This window comes from Parablautia sp. Marseille-Q6255, from assembly GCF_951230155.1.
GTDB lineage: Bacteria > Bacillota > Clostridia > Lachnospirales > Lachnospiraceae > Choladousia.
Genome location: NZ_CATNVD010000002.1, coordinates 162481 through 180821 on the forward strand (window position 1 = coordinate 162481; position 18341 = coordinate 180821).

General features: G+C 40.8%; 16 protein-coding genes, 1 tRNA gene and 1 pseudogene. 12 read left to right on the forward strand and 6 right to left on the reverse strand.

Annotated features, from left to right (window positions below; genetic code table 11):
* The first annotated feature begins 97 nt into the window (after nt 1-97).
* From mnmE to rsmG, 3 genes and pseudogenes are all read left to right on the forward strand, one after another.
* Nucleotides 98-1480, forward strand: coding sequence for a tRNA uridine-5-carboxymethylaminomethyl(34) synthesis GTPase MnmE (gene mnmE, locus QOX44_RS02870; RefSeq protein WP_283681176.1), 1383 nt, complete (start codon nt 98-100; stop codon nt 1478-1480).
* Nucleotides 1446-3370, forward strand: a pseudogene (gene mnmG / locus QOX44_RS02875) (tRNA uridine-5-carboxymethylaminomethyl(34) synthesis enzyme MnmG). The gene mnmE and the pseudogene mnmG overlap by 35 nt, the downstream one beginning before the upstream one ends.
* Before the next feature lie 84 nt (nt 3371-3454).
* Nucleotides 3455-4174 carry a 16S rRNA (guanine(527)-N(7))-methyltransferase RsmG gene (rsmG, locus tag QOX44_RS02880; protein ID WP_283681177.1) on the forward strand — a complete coding sequence of 240 codons (720 nt, stop codon included), beginning with the start codon at nt 3455-3457 and terminating at the stop codon, nt 4172-4174.
* A 99-nt stretch (nt 4175-4273) separates the two neighbouring features.
* Here the strand turns inward: rsmG and QOX44_RS02885 are convergent, their stop codons facing one another.
* Nucleotides 4274-5215: an alpha/beta fold hydrolase gene (locus tag QOX44_RS02885; protein ID WP_283681178.1), complete on the reverse strand. Its 942-nt coding sequence runs from the start codon at nt 5213-5215 to the stop codon at nt 4274-4276.
* A 369-nt stretch (nt 5216-5584) separates the two neighbouring features.
* Here QOX44_RS02885 and QOX44_RS02890 point away from each other — a divergent pair, with 369 nt between their 5' ends.
* The 9 genes from QOX44_RS02890 to QOX44_RS02930 all read left to right on the forward strand — a co-directional run bounded on the left by QOX44_RS02890 (nt 5585) and on the right by QOX44_RS02930 (nt 13455).
* Nucleotides 5585-6019, forward strand: a complete 435-nt coding sequence (locus QOX44_RS02890; RefSeq protein WP_283681179.1) for an NUDIX hydrolase — start codon at nt 5585-5587, stop codon at nt 6017-6019.
* Nucleotides 6020-6173: 154 nt separating this feature from the next.
* Nucleotides 6174-6824 carry a hypothetical protein gene (locus tag QOX44_RS02895; RefSeq protein ID WP_283681180.1) on the forward strand — a complete coding sequence of 217 codons (651 nt, stop codon included), beginning with the start codon at nt 6174-6176 and terminating at the stop codon, nt 6822-6824.
* 210 nt (nt 6825-7034) lie between these two features.
* Nucleotides 7035-7808: a ParA family protein gene (locus QOX44_RS02900; RefSeq protein ID WP_283681181.1), complete on the forward strand. Its 774-nt coding sequence runs from the start codon at nt 7035-7037 to the stop codon at nt 7806-7808.
* Entirely contained in the window at nt 7799-8719 is a 921-nt protein-coding gene (locus QOX44_RS02905) for a ParB/RepB/Spo0J family partition protein (RefSeq protein WP_283681182.1), read from the forward strand. The genes QOX44_RS02900 and QOX44_RS02905 overlap by 10 nt, the downstream gene beginning before the upstream one ends.
* A gap of 47 nt (nt 8720-8766) precedes the next feature.
* Nucleotides 8767-9285 carry a DUF4446 family protein gene (locus tag QOX44_RS02910; RefSeq protein ID WP_283681183.1) on the forward strand — a complete coding sequence of 173 codons (519 nt, stop codon included), beginning with the start codon at nt 8767-8769 and terminating at the stop codon, nt 9283-9285.
* Between the two features lie 63 nt (nt 9286-9348).
* Nucleotides 9349-10635, forward strand: a complete 1287-nt coding sequence (gene serS, locus QOX44_RS02915) for a serine--tRNA ligase (protein WP_283681184.1) — start codon at nt 9349-9351, stop codon at nt 10633-10635.
* 14 nt (nt 10636-10649) lie between these two features.
* A complete protein-coding gene (locus QOX44_RS02920; RefSeq protein WP_283681185.1) occupies nt 10650-11522 on the forward strand; it encodes a DUF3881 family protein in 873 nt (290 codons plus the stop codon).
* Between the two features lie 267 nt (nt 11523-11789).
* Nucleotides 11790-11866, forward strand: a tRNA-Arg gene (locus tag QOX44_RS02925).
* Between the two features lie 116 nt (nt 11867-11982).
* Entirely contained in the window at nt 11983-13455 is a 1473-nt protein-coding gene (locus tag QOX44_RS02930) for an IS1182 family transposase (RefSeq protein ID WP_009263863.1), read from the forward strand.
* A gap of 270 nt (nt 13456-13725) precedes the next feature.
* Here QOX44_RS02930 and QOX44_RS02935 read toward each other — a convergent pair whose 3' ends face one another.
* From QOX44_RS02935 to QOX44_RS02955, 5 genes are all read right to left on the reverse strand, one after another.
* Entirely contained in the window at nt 13726-15114 is a 1389-nt protein-coding gene (locus tag QOX44_RS02935) for a site-specific integrase (RefSeq protein WP_283681187.1), read from the reverse strand.
* Nucleotides 15115-15134: 20 nt separating this feature from the next.
* Nucleotides 15135-15341: a helix-turn-helix domain-containing protein gene (locus tag QOX44_RS02940; RefSeq protein ID WP_283681188.1), complete on the reverse strand. Its 207-nt coding sequence runs from the start codon at nt 15339-15341 to the stop codon at nt 15135-15137.
* A 716-nt stretch (nt 15342-16057) separates the two neighbouring features.
* Nucleotides 16058-16477, reverse strand: coding sequence for an RNA polymerase sigma factor (locus QOX44_RS02945; protein ID WP_117658903.1), 420 nt, complete (start codon nt 16475-16477; stop codon nt 16058-16060).
* 510 nt (nt 16478-16987) lie between these two features.
* Nucleotides 16988-17380: a winged helix-turn-helix domain-containing protein gene (locus QOX44_RS02950; protein WP_283681190.1), complete on the reverse strand. Its 393-nt coding sequence runs from the start codon at nt 17378-17380 to the stop codon at nt 16988-16990.
* A 124-nt stretch (nt 17381-17504) separates the two neighbouring features.
* Complete coding sequence (locus QOX44_RS02955; RefSeq protein WP_283681191.1) at nt 17505-18275, reverse strand: response regulator; 771 nt, start codon at nt 18273-18275, stop codon at nt 17505-17507.
* Nucleotides 18276-18341 lie beyond the last annotated feature (66 nt).

Genomic DNA, 18341 nt, shown 5'->3' on the forward strand with positions numbered 1-18341 from the left:
GACAGAAATAAGATGGTAAAAGATAAGACAGCCAAACGCTATCAATCTGAAAAGGCAGGAGCGATAGGCTTTCACAGATACAGAGAAGGAAAATGAGATGGAACATGATACAATAGCAGCTGTCTCTACAGCAGTCGGAAATTCAGGGATAGGCATTATACGTATCAGCGGGGAAGACGCGGTTGCGATAGCGGACAGGATTTATCATTCAAAGCAGGAGAAGAAGAGATTGTCGGACCAGCCCTCGCATACGGTACATTATGGATTTATCAGGGACGGGGAAGAGGTTATTGACGAGGTACTTGTGACCGTCATGCGTGCGCCGCGCAGCTTTACTGCGGAGGATACGGTTGAGATCAATTGTCATGGAGGCGTATATGCAGTAAAGCGTGTGCTGGACACTGTACTGAAGTATGGAGCCCGCCCTGCGCAGCCGGGAGAATTTACAAAACGCGCTTTTTTGAATGGAAGGATCGATCTGTCACAGGCGGAGGCTGTGATCGACGTCATACAGTCAAAAAATGAATATGCGCTCAAAAGCTCGATCAGTCAGCTAAAGGGGAACGTCCAGAAAAAGATAAAAGAACTCAGAGAACGTATTTTATACCAGATTGCATTTATAGAATCTGCCCTGGACGATCCGGAGCATATCAGCCTGGAAGGCTATCCGGACCGCCTGTATCAGGAGGTGCAGGAGCTTCTTAAGCAGGTCAGTGCACTGATCGCCTCTGCTGATAATGGAAGGCTGATAAAAGAGGGGATAGATACGGTTATTCTGGGGAAGCCCAATGCCGGTAAATCTTCGCTTTTAAATATGCTGACAGGAGAAAATACAGCGATCGTTACGGAGATAGCAGGAACGACAAGAGATGTTTTGGAGGAGACGATCACATTAAACGGGATTACTCTGAATCTGTCAGACACAGCAGGTATCAGAAGATCCGATGATCTGGTAGAGCAGATTGGTGTGGAAAAGGCGAAGGAAAAAGCAAAGAATGCAGATCTTATCATTTATGTTGTTGATTCTGCTGTACAGGCGGATGAAAATGATCAGGAGATCATCCGTGTACTGGAGGATAAAAAGGTCATCATCTTACTGAATAAGTCTGATCTTGACAGCTGTATCACAGAAAGTACGATACAAAGCATGACAGGAAAGGATTATCCTGTGATCCGTGTATCTGCCAGGAGCGGAGAAGGGATCGAGCTCTTAGAGCAGAAGATAAAGGAACTGTTTTATCAGGGAGAGATTTCCTTTAATGATGAGATTTATATTACAAATGCAAGACAAAAGGCTTCTTTGATCCATGCGCAGGATAGCCTGAAAAAGGTACAGGAAAGTATTGAGAGCGGTATGCCGGAGGATTTTTATTCTATTGATCTGATGAGCGCATATGGAGCTCTTGGTGAGATTACAGGAGAAGCAGTAGGGGAAGACCTTGTAAATGAGATTTTCGGAAGATTTTGTATGGGAAAATAAGAGATGAACAGAGTAGAAGAATTTGTTGATGTGGTAGTAATAGGAGCAGGCCATGCAGGCTGCGAGGCGGCCCTTGCATGTGCGAGACTGGGGATGAAGACGATAATGTTTACTGTCAGTGTGGACAGTATTGCGTTAATGCCATGTAATCCCAATATTGGCGGCAGCTCAAAAGGCCATCTGGTACGGGAAATAGACGCGCTTGGCGGAGAGATGGGAAGGAATATTGATAAGACCTTTATCCAGTCCAAGATGCTCAATAAATCCAAAGGTCCGGCGGTCCATTCGCTGCGCGCACAGGCGGATAAGGAAGCGTACTCAAGATGTATGCGGACAGTCCTGGAGAATACGGAAAATCTGTTTATAAAACAGCAGGAGGTGACACGCCTGCTGATAGAAGACGGTGTTCTAAAAGGCGTATATACGTATTCTGGAGCGTTATATCACTGTAAGGCTGCGATTCTGTGTACAGGTACGTATCTGAAGGCAAGATGTATTTATGGCGATGTGAGCTCCTGTACAGGACCCAATGGTCTGCAGGCAGCAAACCATCTGACTGACTCTCTGAAAGAGAACGGAGTTGAGATGTACCGTTTTAAAACGGGAACCCCGGCCCGGATATCCAGAAGATCCATTGATTTTTCAAAGATGGAGGAACAAAAAGGAGATGACAGGATCGTACCATTTTCATTTACAACCGATCCGGAAACAATACAAAAGGATCAGGTATCCTGCTGGCTTACCTATACAAATGAAAAGACACATACGATTATCCGGGAAAATCTGGACAGATCTCCGCTTTATTCAGGAATGATCGAAGGAACAGGACCAAGATACTGCCCGTCAATAGAGGATAAGGTGGTAAAATTCGCAGATAAAAACAGACATCAGGTATTTATCGAGCCGGAGGGAATGGATACAGATGAAATGTATATAGGAGGGATGTCGAGCTCTCTTCCGGAGGATGTACAGATAGCTATGTACCACTCCGTCCCGGGACTGGAACATGCGCAGATCGTGAGAAACGCGTATGCCATTGAATATGACTGTATTGATGCAAGGCAGTTAAAGCTGTCTCTCGAGTTTAAAAAGATATCGGGATTATTCAGTGCGGGACAGTTTAATGGAAGCTCAGGATATGAAGAAGCAGCAGCGCAGGGACTGATCGCAGGTATTAATGCGGCAAGAAAAATACAGGGAAAAGAGCCTCTGGTACTTGACCGTTCCCAGGCGTATATAGGTGTGCTGATCGATGATCTGGTCACAAAAGAGAATCATGAGCCTTATCGGATGATGACCTCCAGAGCAGAATACCGACTTTTACTCCGTCAGGATAATGCAGATATGAGATTGACGGAAATTGGATATAAAATAGGAATAATTGATGAAAATCGATACAAAAAGCTGCTGAAAAAGAAGGAGGATGTGAAAGCTGAAATAGAGAGAGTGGAGGAGACACATATAGGGGCAAATGAAGTCGTTCAGAAATGTCTGGAGAAGCTTGGAAGTACGGAATTAAAGTCTTCTGCAACCCTGGCAGAATTAATCCGTCGTCCGGAGTTGTCTTATGAGGCCTTAAAAGAGCTTGATCCAAAACGCCCCAGGTTGCCGGATTCCGTTTGTGAGCAGGTAAATATTTATATTAAATATGAGGGATATCTGCAGCGTCAGATGAAGCAGGTGGAGCAGTTTAAAAAACTGGAACAGAAAAAAATACCAGAAGACCTTGACTATGATAGTGTGCCAAGCCTTCGGATTGAGGCAAGACAGAAGCTAAAACAGTACCAGCCGGCCTCCATCGGTCAGGCATCGCGACTGGCTGGCGTATCTCCGGCGGATGTATCAGTGCTCCTGATTTATCTTGAAAAAATAAAAAATGATAAAAATTAAAACCATATGCAACAAATAAATACAATAAGAGAATATAAGCGAACATCTAAGATGTGAACGAAAAATAAACTGGTGAGGAAAAATATGGATAAATCTTCTTTATTAAAAAAAGCGGGTCAGGAGATCGGGATCTCGTTTAGTGAAGTACAGATACATCAATTTCTGGATTATTATGAATGTCTGGTCGAGAAAAATAAAGTGATGAATCTGACTGCGATTACAGAATACGAGGAAGTAGTTTTGAAACATTTCATTGACAGTCTTTCGATTGTAAAGGCCATAGATATGAAGAAATGCAAAAAAGTTATAGATATAGGAACCGGAGCAGGTTTTCCGGGTATTCCTCTTAAAATAGCGTTTCCGGAGCTGGAGCTGGTATTATTAGATTCTTTAAATAAAAGAGTTTTGTTTTTGAAGGAAACGATAGACAAACTTGGGCTGACTGGTATAACAGCAGTGCATGCACGTGCAGAAGATGCAGCAAGAAAAGAGACATACAGGGAAAGCTTCGACCTGTGTGTATCGCGGGCGGTAGCAAATCTTTCTTCTCTTTCTGAATATTGTATTCCATTTGTAGCGAAAGGAGGATTGTTTGTTTCTTATAAAGCATCGGATGTTGAGGAGGAAGTAAAAGAAGCAAAACATGCACTCTATTTATTGGGAGGAAAGATGAAAGAAAAAATAGAGTTTGTGCTTCCATCCAGCGATATAGGGCGCTCATTTATTATTATAGAAAAAGTAAAAACAACACCGCTAAAGTATCCCAGAAAAGCAGGATTACCTTCGAAGGAACCTCTGAAATAAGAATCATATGCGATCAACAAAAAAAGTGTGGTTTATAATCAGCATGTAAGATTATAAACCGCACTTTTTTGTTGCGCACAGAGATAAATGCAGGTAAGATTAGTTTAATATTTGAAGGAGCAAACGGGAAAATTCTTCTGGTGCTTCTAATTGCGGAAGCAGTTTAGCTCCGGAAATTATTTCTGAATGAACAGAAGGATTTATATTTGAGTAGGACATTACCATGTCTTCGTTATGATCCTGATGTTCTCCTGACACGATGGTAATTTCATTATCAGAATTTTTTAAAGCGTTTGTAATATCAGTATTTAAATAGTTTCCATCAATGCTTGCCAGAAGCATTTTTCCACTTCCACTTGCGGTATGAGCTGCATTGTAGAAGGCTTTTGTTATATCTGGTTTCACGTGAAACGGATTGTAAAAACAGGTTTCTGTTAAATAGTATTCAGTATTCTCTTTGTTGGTGGCGATATAATAAGCTGTTTTTCCTACTACCGGAAGATTAAAAAGCTTAATCAAAATTTTTGAACGCTTATCCGGATTCTGTTTTAAATAAGACGTACTTTTCGGGTTGATAAGAATAAGTTTTTGGAACAAGTTTTTATTTATAGCATTTGCCATAAGGACAAAGCTGGATGAAAGCCCGGTTGCAGCTATATTCACCGGCTGCTTGATAACATCTGCAATAAAATCATTGAGCATTTGCACATAAAAATAGTTTGTATAAGTGATTTCAGGCTTATCAGACTTTCCGCAGCCAACCAGATCAAGAACGTATACCGTGTGATGTTCTGCAAGAGAAGAAATTACCTGAGACCATTCATAACTGGAAGAAAATACAGTCAGATCATGAATCAGTAAAAGAGGACATCCTTCCCCGAAAGATCTATAATAAATAGAACCATGCTTCCAGTGATAATATTTGCCATTCGATTTTGAGTTATTTTCTGCCGTTGATAAAGAGTCGATAACCTTATTGATTCCATGCAGGGCAGCAATAGATACAACAGAAACTTTTAACAATGATCTGGATTTTTTCATAATATCAGTCCTTTCTAATAAATAATTGTCAGCGTCAGTGCAGAAGGAAAAACATGCTTTCCTTATAGTATGACCTTTGTGGGAAGTTCTATGTTCTTTATTATACACGGACACAATGTTTCACGTGAAACATAAAAATGTTTGCAAAGATAGAATGCTGCTACCATAAGTATAAACGAATATTTTAAATGTTACAATCAAAAAATTTCTTTCTTTGAATGAAAACATAAAAAATTATTACATAATAAAATTAAGAATGACTTGACATTTTTTTGGTGATATAATTTAAATAAAAAAACGGAGTCAGTGTACAAAGGGTATGTTGACCCATACAACTGGTTCTCATATGGTCGTATTTGTGAGGAATATATGGTTGAAGTGAAATTTTATGATAATGTTGATGATGAGTTATTAAGATTTGCAGTCATTATTTCAAAATCAAAAGGAAAGTGGGTGTTTTGTAAACATCGGGAACGGGATACTTATGAGATTCCGGGAGGACACAGAGAAGAAAAGGAAACTATTTTAGAAACTGCAAAGAGAGAGCTGAGAGAGGAAACTGGAGCGATTGATTTTGAAATAAAGCCTATCTGCATCTATTCAGTAAAGGGCAAGACAAAGGTGAATAAAAGTATGGAGGATGAAAGTTTTGGAATGCTTTTTTTAGCAGATATTACTTCTTTTGGTGAATTAAATAATGAAATAGAAAAAGTAATCCTTGTAGAGAATCTGGTTGATAATTGGACCTATCCGCTCATTCAGCCAAAGCTGATAGAAGAAGTAAAGCAAAGAGGTTATTTGTAGATACTAAAAAAGGTTCGTATAGATGAATAGAAGCAAGAACTTGTAAGCAGACAAAAAACAGATGTGTTGGAGGATCCCGAGTATCTCCATGTCTTCTTGCAGGCTGTTCGCCTTTATATACAGTAAAAATGAAAAGAAAACAGGGGAGTGCAGGATGATAAAGGAATATATAGAAAAAATATTTGATGCAAATGAAGAAGAACGGAAAAAGTATGAAGAACAGATGAATCAATTGTCAGAGGAACTGAAAAAAGAGGAGGAAGAGTTAGAAAATCTGCAAAAAGAAAAAAGTATACAGATTAATATTTTTTCACCAAGAAATATAGATGATAGCATAGAAGATAAAGTATTGGAAAAGAGAAATAGAATTGCCGATATCAGGGAAAACATTGAAAATGCAAAAAAGCAATTGGCGTCATGTATAGAAAAGAAAACAGAGTATGAGCTTTTACAAAAAGAGATGCAGTCTGTTCAAAGGACAGAAGCGCCAGAAAGCAACGTGGAAGAATGTGAAAGCACCTCGATAAAAGGCAGTAATAATATAGCAGGAAGTACAGATAAGAATACAGAAGGTACTGTACAAAAAGAAAAAAAGAATTTGGAAACTGACAGAAACAATGAAGAACCTGTGGACGAAGCAAGGTTGTTTGTAAACCAGGTGGAAGCTTTGCTGCACAGCGTATATAAACGGAATGAGGTGTGTTTGGCACTTTTAAACAGTGATAAAAATAAATGCAAAAGTGAGATGCTCAAAATCCAAAAAGATATTAAAACATTTTCGACAGAAATGATGCGGGGAATATGAAAGGTGGAGACAGAAAGAAATTTGTGAATCGGTACTATGTGGTGTCTGTTTGCCAGACGGAGAGTACAGAATAGAAAAAGATTAAAAAAAGTAAAAGAATTTTGTGAAAAAGAGAGGAATGTTTCACGTGAAACATTTTCTGTAGAATATTAAAATGATTGGTGCTATACTGTAAGTAGAAAATTATTTTTGAAGGGAGAAAATAATTATATGGGAAGAACGATAGTGATTGCAAACCAGAAGGGCGGAGTAGGAAAGACTACGACTACGATCAATTTATCTGCTTCCCTTGCTGAGTCAGGAAAAAAGGTTCTTGTTGTCGATATGGACCCGCAGGGAAATACGACAAGTGGACTTGGAGTAGATAAAGAAGATGATAAAACAGTATATGAATTGCTGCTGGGAGAAACTACGATTGAAGAAAGTGTAAAAAAAGAAGTTTTTCCAAATTTGTCGCTGATTCCATCAAATGTTAATCTTGCAGGTGCAGAGATAGAATTAGTAAATGTAGAAAACAAAGAAAATCTTTTAAAAAATGCCCTGGATCAGATAAAGGAAGCGTATGACTTTATACTAATTGATTGCCCGCCGTCTCTAAATGTTTTGACAATTAATTCTATGTGTGCAGGTGACACGGTTTTAGTACCGATACAGTGCGAATACTATGCACTGGAAGGACTTAGCCAGCTTATGCATACGATCGATCTGGTGAAAGACAGATTGAATTCTGACCTGGAGATGGAAGGCGTGGTATTTACCATGTATGATGCCAGAACAAATCTTTCACTTCAGGTAGTGGAAAATGTAAAGAATAATTTGGATCAAAAAATATATAAAAGTATTATACCGAGAAATGTCAGATTGGCAGAAGCGCCAAGTCACGGACTTCCTATTACAATATATGATACGAAGTCTGCTGGAGCTGAAGCGTATCGTTTGCTGGCAGAAGAAGTCATACATAGAGGAGAGGAAGAATGGCAGTAAAGAAATCTGGTTTAGGTAAGGGACTTGACTCCTTAATACCAAAACAAAATGCAAAGAATGAAGAAAAAAAAGAAGAGAAGACAGTTGTGCAGACAGTCGTAAAAAAGGAAGAAATAAAACTGAAAGTAACGGAGATTGAACCAAACAGAGAACAGCCGCGGAAAAAGTTTGATGAAGATGCGCTGTTAGAGCTTTCAGAATCTATTCGGCAGTTTGGTGTGCTTCAGCCGCTGATCGTTCAGAAAAAGGATGGTTATTATGAGATCATTGCAGGAGAGAGACGGTGGAGAGCGGCGAAACTGGCCGGGATAAAGGAAGTGCCTGTAATTATCCGCGATTATTCAGAACAGCAGATTGTGGAAATTTCTCTGATAGAAAATATACAGAGGGAAAATCTGAATCCGATCGAGGAAGCGATCGCTTTTAAACGTCTGTTGACGGAGTTCCATCTGAAACAGGATGAGATAGCAGAGCGTGTATCTAAGAGCAGAACTGCTGTCACGAATTCTATGCGGCTGTTAAAACTGGACAAGCGAGTTCAGAATATGGTCATTGATGATATGATTTCTACTGGACATGCAAGAGCTCTGCTTGCAGTGGAAGATAAAGAGCTGCAATATCGTCTGGCTCAAAAGGTTTTTGATGAAAAGCTTAGTGTACGTGAAGTAGAAAAACTGATGAAATCGCTTTCTAATGAGGAAAAAAAGACAAAAAAGGAGCCGGAAAATCAGTTTATATATCAAAATCTGGAAGAACAGATGAAGATTCTGCTTGGAACCAAGGTTTCTATAAGTCACAAAGCAAATAATCAGGGGAAGATTGTGATTGACTACTATTCAAATGATGAACTGGAGCGCCTGATGTACTTATTTAAGTCTATTCCGTCTACATTTGAAAATGTCATACAGTAATATTACATATTATAAAATAAAATCACATAATAAAAAGGGGAATGTAAATGGAAAGTAATATTTTAAATTCTCTGGGTATTGATCCGGGGATCATAGTGATCGTGATGATGGGGATCATGATATTCGTGCTGCTTTATATGGTACGTGTCTCTATGAAGCTGACCAGATTTATGAAACGGTATAAAATATTTATGAGGGGAAAAGATGCTGTTTCACTGGAGAAAGCATTTGCACAGCGATTTCTTGAGGTAGATAAGCTGATCGAGATGAGCAAGGTCCATGCAAATGAGATACGCAGAATTAAGGAGATTCAGAGCAGAACAGCAAATAAAATAGGAATAGTAAAATATGATGCGTTTCCTGATGTGGGAGGAAGACTGAGCTTTGCTCTCGCGATGCTGGATGAGAGTGATTCTGGATTTGTTTTAAATGCGATCCATGGAAGAGAAGGATGCTATACATATGTAAAGGAGATTGTAAAAGGAGAATCCTATATCGCTCTTGGGCAGGAAGAAAAGGAAGCGCTCAGACAGGCTGTAAATTATTTTAATGATATGGCTCTATGATACCTTTACTTGATAAATGAAATAGTATATGATAAATAAGAATGAAAAAACGGAGGCCTAGATATGTTAGATATAAAATTTGTCAGAGAAAACCCGGAAATTGTAAAGCAGAATATCAGAAATAAATTTCAGGACGAAAAACTTGAGCTGGTAGATGAGGTTCTGGCTCTTGATCAGGAAAACAGAGACATAAAAAAAGAAGTAGAAGCTCTGCGTGCAAACAGAAATAAGATTTCCAAGCAGATTGGCGCATTAATGGCCCAGGGCAGGAAGGAAGAGGCAGAAGAAATCAAAAAGCAGGTAACGGCGAATGCACAGAGGACTGCCGAGCTTGATAAGAAGGAAAAAGAAGTAGAGGAAAAGCTGACAAAGATCATGATGGTGATTCCGAATATTATCGATCCTTCTGTACCGATCGGTAAAGATGACAGTGAAAACGTAGAGGTGGAAAAATTTGGAGAGCCGGTAGTACCGGATTTTGAGATCCCGTATCACACAGAAATCATGGAGAGATTTTGCGGAATTGATATGGAAGCAGCAGGAAGAGTGGCAGGAAATGGATTTTATTATCTGATGGGCGACATTGCAAGACTGCATTCTGCAATTCTTTCCTATGCAAGAGATTTTATGATCGGACGTGGCTTTACGTACTGTATCCCTCCGTATATGATCCGCAGCAATGTAGTGACAGGCGTTATGAGCTTCGCGGAAATGGATGCCATGATGTACAAGATTGAAGGAGAGGATCTTTATCTGATCGGTACAAGTGAACATTCCATGATCGGAAAATTTATTGATCAGATCCTGCCGGAGGAAGAACTGCCGTATACCCTGACAAGCTATTCTCCATGCTTCAGAAAGGAGAAAGGCGCGCATGGAATTGAAGAGAGAGGAGTATACCGCATTCATCAGTTTGAAAAACAGGAAATGATCGTCGTATGCAAGCCGGAAGAAAGCAAGATGTGGTTTGATAAGCTGTGGCAGAATACCGTAGATTTCTTCCGCACGCTTGATATCCCTGTGCGTACGCTGGAATGCTGTTCCGGAGATCTGGCTGATCTCAAGGTGAAATCTGTCGATGTAGAAGCATGGTCCCCAAGACAGAAAAAGTATTTTGAAGTAGGAAGCTGCTCAAATCTTGGAGACGCACAGGCAAGAAGACTCAAGATCCGTGTGAACGGCAAAAATGGAAAATATCTGGCGCACACATTAAATAATACAGTAGTAGCTCCGCCGAGAATGCTGATTGCATTCCTTGAGAATAATCTGAATGAAGATGGTTCTGTCCGCATTCCGGAAGCACTCAGACCGTATATGGGCGGTATGGAGCTGATGACTGTGAAGAAATAAGTCTGGAGAACAGTATGCATTCTTACCTGAGAGCAATTGGTTTTAGTAAACTGAATAAAGAATACGATGCAGAAAAGCTTCTTGATGAGGTCTATAAGAATTATGACCATAAGATCGTAGCGAAAGCAGAAAAATATGCACATATTGAGCTTGAAAAAGAATTTGCACCTGATATGGGGATTATACTGTGTGGAGATATTGATGAAAAAGGTTTTCACAAAAAGTATTATTTCCCATATTTCAGGGGAAATACAGGGACTGTCTCCGAGGATGTGATCATTGAAAAGCGTGTAAACGGAGAATCTTATTCTGGCGTCTGTGATGATGGAAGAGTCGGCGTCTCGCTGATCTTTTACCTTCAAAACCCCACACAGTATCAGAGAGAACAGTTTGTCAGCCAGATGTTTGGCAGAAAGCTCACAGCGACCTTCTCCTGTCTTTCCACGAATGGAATGATCCTGCTTCCGGTCAGAAAAAATACAGAACAGCTGGATCTGCAGAAAAGTAAGGCTTCTAAAAGAAGTCAGCTCCTGAATGCAGCGAAGGATGGAGATCAGGAGGCGATAGAAAGCCTTACGATCGAAGATATGGATCTTTACTCTATGATCTCCAGAAGAGTCTGCCGGGAGGATATTTATACAATAGTTGATACCTTTTTTATGCCATATGGAATTGAATGTGATCAGTATCAGGTAATGGGAAATATCAATTCCTGTACAAAAGTCCAGAATATTGTTACCGGAGAAAATATCTATCGGCTTACGATTGAATGTAACGATATGATTTTTGATGTGTGTATCAATGAAACGGATCTGACAGGAGAACCTGAGGCGGGAAGACGGTTTAAGGGAACCGTATGGCTGCAGGGAAAAGTAAATTTTGAATAAAGTCTGCTTGTATTTTTGAGTCAAGTATAGTATACTACACATATTGAGCTTTCAGATGTTTTTATATCATCTGAAGCTCATATAAATAGTTTTGTTCCCTTAGTTAAATGGATATAACAATAGCCTCCTAAGGGCTTGTTGGAACAATCGCCCAACACTGAAAATTTTATATACGTCCATGTACCTCAGCAGGATAGAGGGTTCGCCTCCTAAGCGGTAGATGGTTCGAGTCTAAATTTTGCATACAACTTAATATTTTTGATAGATGTCTCAGTAGCTCAGTTGGATAGAGCACACGCCTCCTAAGCGTGGGGTCGGAGGTTCAAATCCTCTCTGGGACGCCAGAAATAACGCTGTAAGCCTTTGTTTTCAAGGGCACTGAAAAAGTCTGATTCTAAAAAAGAATTGGGCTTTTTTATTATTTCCATTATAATAGAAATATAAGGAAGGAGGACCTATCATGTTAAAAGATCATTCGCAGTTACAATTATCATTGTCACCTTATCAGGGGCTTTATGATGCGATCATTCCCGCAGATCATCTTTTGCGTAGAATTAAAGAAAATATAGACTTCAGCTTTGTAAATCCAATGCTTCGTAAGCAATATTGTGAAAATTTCGGTCGCCCAGCAAAGGAACCAGAAATGATGTTTAAACTACTTTTCCTGAAAAAGCTGTACGATCTTTCTGACGAAGCCCTGATTAGCAGCGCCCAGACGGACATGGCATATAAATTTTTCCTTGATCTGGAACCAGAAGCAAAAATGATAGATCCCAGTCTTCTCACAAAATTCAGAAAAACTCGTATTACAGAAGATATTCTGGAAGAAATGTTAAAAGAAACCATTCAACAGGCTTTGGATAAAAACCTGATCAAATCGGGAACCATTATCGTTGATTCCACCCATACAATTGCTTCTGTCCGGGCAAAATCTCCAACGCAGATTCTGCGGGATATGAGCAAACAACTTCGGAAAGAGGTTTATAAAACAGCTTTTGAATTATCAGAGCGATTTCCTGAAAAACCCTCTTTGGAAGCAGGGCTGGATGAAGAAATTGCCTATACTAAGGAACTACTCCAGGTTCTGGAGGAAGGAATAAAATCCTGTGGAAATAAAAAGATACAGAAACTTTCTCATGAAATGAAAGAACTACTAGAAGATGAGCGGCTCAAAGAGATCCGATCCAAAGATGATAAAGATGCACGGTTTGGACATAAAACGGCAACCAGTACGTTCTATGGATATAAGAATCATCTTGCGATGACTGAAGAACGTCTCATTGCGGGGATCACTGTAACAGATGGAGGAGCACCAGATGGGCAGGAATTACCAAAACTGATAGAAAACGCGAAGGAAAATGGAATAAAAGTTACAGAAGTTATAGGCGATATGGCATATGTCAGTGATGACAATCTGGAAGTCTGCGGAAAAGAGATTACATTGATTGCCAGGACCAATACAGCAGTAGCTGCTGCAGCAAACGGGAACCTTGAGGAAGGTTTCTGCTTTAATAAAGATGCTGGGATGCTGCAGTGTCCTGCCGGAGAGCTTTCCACGCGTGTAGAAAAAAGAACGGCAAAAAATGGGAATACTTATTTAAGATATATATTTAGCAAAGTAACGTGTCGGAAATGCCCCCAAAGAGAAAAATGCCGTGTAGGAAGATCAAACGCTAAAACAAGAAGCTACAGTATCACGCAAGCAAGTGAGAAAAATCTTGAAAGGCTTAAATTTGAAGAAAGCGAATATTTTCAGGAGCGAATGAAGATTCGGCACAGGATAGAAGAAAAGAATGGAGAACTAAAGGAAGCTCACGGTTTGCGTAAAGCAGATTCGAGAGGTTTATTTGCTATGCATCTGCAAATGTATTTTACGGCATTTACAGCAAATGTAAAACGAATAGTAAGATTAGAAGAGCTGGCTATGGAGTAAACCATAGCTTTTTATGATTTTCCTAAGTAAAGATTTGAAAATAATAGAAAAGAAAAACTTCCACTTAAGAAGAAATGGAAGTTTTTCAGTGCCCTTTGTTTTCAAGGGTTTACAGCTTTTTTTGTTTAGCTGTACTCTTTAGACAAAACCATCTTCCTTTTATTGGAGGTTAATGTATGTTTATGAGTTGGAACTTATATTTTGCTAATTGGAAACGAACAGAAACGATGTCCTTGCTAATAAAAATAGCGTCCTTGCTAATTTGAGATTTCAGACCGCTTTTTGTCCTGCAATCAGCGCCGCCAGAGTTTGTGCTAGTTCAGGAGATTTTTGAAGCTGGTCAATCAGGGCTGCCAGGTCTAATGTTGCTGCCTGAGGCTGTTCCTGCGGAGGTTGCACATTTCTTAAATCTCTGTTGACCGCATAAAAGGCGTTCTCGAATTTTTGAGCGTTTACCTTTCGATCTTCATCAAGGATATGTGCATATACCTTTGTAATCATATCAATTTCCGCATGTCCTGTATCGCCCTGTGTGGCCTTCAAATCGCCGTGGTTGAGTTTCAGCTTGTAAGTTGTGCTTGAATGCCTCAAAGAGTGAAATACAACGTTTGGGAGCCCTGCTTTCTGTTTCAACAGTGAAAACTCTTTCTCAATAATTCGATTCTCACAAGGTCTGCCATTTGGCAATGCTACCACTAAATCGAAGTCCTGATATTCATCACCAAGAAAACTTTTTAATTCTTCCTGTGATTTTTTCCATTCTCGAAGAATATAGGCAACTGTCTTAGGCAGCCAGACCTTACGGATGCTGGAATCTGTCTTTGGTTTTTTCAGGATTATCCGAGTGCTAGTATTCGGCATTAACGGAGTAAAGATATGGTAAATGTCTTTTTCTCCTAATGTCTCAATCGCCTGTTTGGACGCTCGTGCCAGCTCTGCTTCTATGTAGATGTAAGCATTGTCAGTTGCTATATTTTCATCCTCAATATGAACATTTTTCCAGGTTAGTCCAAGAATCTCTCCCATGCGCAAAGAACACGCAAAAGCAAGGTTCATGGCAATATACAGTTTATTGTCAGTACACTGATCCAGAGCAAGACGAATCGTTTCAGCATCCCAAATGTCGCGCTTTTTATATTCGGTTTTTGGAAGGACCACATTGTCGAAAGGATTTTTTCCAATCAATTCCCAACGAACAGCTTGCTTAAAAGCACACCGGAGAAGTTTGATGATCTTCTCAATGTTCTGATTGGAAACAAACTCTGTTTTCGGTTTTCGGTTCCTCTTACAAACAGGAGGGGTCTTTTGAAGAGTCTGAATGTATTTGTCTACCACACGGGGAGTAATTGCCTGAACCTCCATATCGCCGATAATCGGATTGATATAGTTGGCAATCAGGGCTGTTTGACTGTCATACATAGACACACCCCATTTTTTCTCCCCATACGTGGAAACAAAATCGTACAGAAAATCTGAAACTTTCTGATTATTCGGAGGGAGGAATGTACCGTTGTTCTGTTGATTTTCAACCTCTGCTTTCCGTTTCAGCGCTTCTTTATGGGTATGCCAGGTTTCCCATTTCTGTTTTGTTTCTCCATTTTCATCAATATAGTTATAAACAACGGAATAAGATTTTTTACGTTTGATAATAGATGCCATATTCGATCTTCCTTTCTAAGTTAGAACGTCTGTGCGTCTAACCATTCGTCAAATGATTTTTTGGAAATTCGTATGGCATTACCAACCCGTACAATTTTGAAATGTCCCTCTTTTACAAGACTGTAAGCAGATGTACGACCAATGTTTAACATAACGGCAATATCCTCTACTTTGTAAGTTCGTTGTTCAGGAACATTTTTAGGTGCACTGTTCATTGTCTGACTCATTTTGCCTCCTTTCTGCAGCCGACAAAGACAATGTACCGGGATATGACTTCCTATCATTATTCTACCGTGTCATGAGTCATTTGTCTGCTGCTAATCAAAAAAATTTACGATTTATCCATAGTTCAAATTTCTATGTGGATTTATCAAAACCACATGAATAGGTCGGATCTATGGTTATTACACACATAAATCCGGCCCATTATATCTGATTTCGATTTTGCTGCCGTATTTGCCACGCACCCCGGCAAGTCCTTCTGTTATAAGGACGGGGCTGTTACAGGCTGCGGATAGCGTCACCGCATCATAGTCCCACATACGCCGCCGCTTTGCCAGAGCAAGCAAACGCCGCAGGAACTCTCCCCAAGTCTTTAGGAAGCTGTGAAGAAGTACCATTATAATCTGCGTCGTTATCGCGTCCGGCCTGCCACAGCCGGTTTCGTAGGTTGCGTTTATCGCTCGGACAGCCTGGATTCATCACCTCCTTAGGCCGCCTGTCACCGCGCCGCCCCATCTGCCGCTCGGAACACAGAATGAAGTACCTGTAACAGCGTATATTCGGTTGTCAAGGAACAAGCAAGGGGCATGGCAGACAAATTGATATTGTAGTTGGGGTGGGAGGACGTATATGCTTCCTTACCACACCCGTCCGGCTTGTCCCGCCGAATATGTCCCTCTATTATTCAGTACATTTTTCAGTCAAAAAAGGGCGGGGCAAGCTAAATTTTTTCAAAATATTTTTTTAACTGGTGCAAACCACGGTTAATGCTCTTGCGAACAGAAGAAGCATCTGTTCCTTCAGCTCTTGCAATGTCCGCTTTACTCATGCCAAGAAAAAAGTGTGCATAGATCCGTTGGCGCTGCTTTACCGGAAGTTTGGAAAGACCTTTATAAATCAACTCCGTCATTTGACGCTGTTCCCAAATTTCTGCCGGGTTAAGAGGCTTTTGCAATATCTCACGCTCAATACCTTCGTCTCGATCCAGAGAGTAAAATGCTTTATAGCGGTATGTACGAATCCGATAGGCTTCTTCCAACAACATATATTCCCGAAGCAACAAAGCAACTTCATCCGGCACCTCAACGATCATGTCTTGTGTATAATACGGGTAATAATCCCGAAGATTGATTTTTTTCATAGTAAATTCCTCCAATTTCGATGTTTGAGTTGATGGCAAAAATCGAAATCAGAGGGTGGGCTGCGGCAGCGATAGAGTCTTAGTCTCTTTCTGATTAAAAAAAGGGTACAAAAAAGCGCGCCCGTACAAAGAACAGGCGCGCCAAAGCAGCAATATGAAATTTCTCCGGGAGGCTGACAGCGAAAATGCTCAAACTTTGTCGAAACCAAAAACGCCGCAATCCATACGAACTGGACTACGACGTATAGGTGACTGAATGTAAAGCAGTTTATCTGCGAATCTGTGTTGCATAGACGCATAGGCATTTCCTCCCATCAAGGAGGAACCTGAATCGGCTGCTTGATACCTCCTTGGGAGAAAATTATATCGGTTATGTTTCCTGTATCAGTCCGCAGACATTCGCTTTTTACTCTTTATATTCGCAATTTTCTACATATTCTGCTTGTCTCCTTAGAATATATGCTGCAAAAAGCAAGCCCACAAGGGGAACCGACACCTTGTGGGCTCATATTATAGTTGTTCAAATTTATAGCCGATTCCGGCGACACTCTCAATATAGTTTGGAAGATCCGGTTCAAAGCGCAATTTCTTACGCAGCTTACTTATATGATTATGGATTGCTTTTCTCGAATAGAAATCACAATCCTCTTTCCAAACCAAATCGGTAATCAGTTCATAAGTAAAAACACGTTTAGGATTGGCAATGAGCAATGCCAGTATATCAAACTCCTTACTTGTCAGGTTGATAATCCGTTCACGAACCCTGACAGTGCGGTGTTCCAGGCATAGATAAAGCTCGCCTTCTTGTATTTCTGTAAGAGGATTTTTCTCTGCAGCAAAGGAAGTGTGACAGGAATTGAATACCGTTCCATGACAGACTCCTTGTTCCAAAATATATTGCATTAGAGCATTCTTTTGTTCCTCGTTAAGAAGTAGAAATAACTTTTCGCCAATCTGTTTGCCGGATTCTTCTATATCAAAAACAGCTAATGTCCCATCACATCATCACCTCCGTAAAATTTTTCAATTACTCCACAAAGAACAGAACCCGCCGGATCAGCTCCGGGATATTGACCGGGGCGGTGATATAGTCGTTCACGCCCTCATGCCGGTATTCATATTCCGTGGCAAGGTCGTTGTTCTCGGTGAGGATAAAGAACGGCAGAAGCCGGACAGGGGGATTCTTCATTTGGAACATCCCCGCCACCCGCCGCAGCGTATGAAACATCTCCATTGCTGTGCCGTCCGGCAGTTCCAGATCGCACAAGATCAGGTCTATTTCCCTATCCTCAAAAATCCGGCGCTTGGCCTCCCCAATCGAGGGAACCAGAATCAGGTCAAAGCCCTTTTGCAGCATAGCAGCCCGCAGCACTTCGGCACTGGTATCTTCCGCATGGACAAAGAGCAGTTTGTGAAAAGTCGGGGCCTTTTCGCCGGATAACTGCCGGTAAGCGTATTCCACCAGCTTATCTTGCAGCAGCAGCCCTTTCATTTTGTCCATGCACAGCGTCGCGCCCCGGCGCATAGCCTCCTGTTCGTAGTCGTCCTTGTCATGGCAGGACGCCAGAATAAAAGGCAGCTCCTTGTCTGCGGCCCGCACCTCGTCCAGAAAGTCCATGCCGGAACCATCCGGCAGGTCGAGATCACAGCAGACCACCAGCGGCATTTCCTCTTGGATGGCGGCCCGCGCTTCTTTCAGCGTACAAGCCGTTTTTACCGGGTAGCCCCGGTGCTGTAAGTATTTTTGCAGACACCATGTATAGGTGTCGCTGTCGTCGATCAGCAGTATCTTTTTCATGTGTCCTCACCCCCAATATTGATTTACCACAAGCATAAACTACAAATGTTACACAAATGTCCGAGG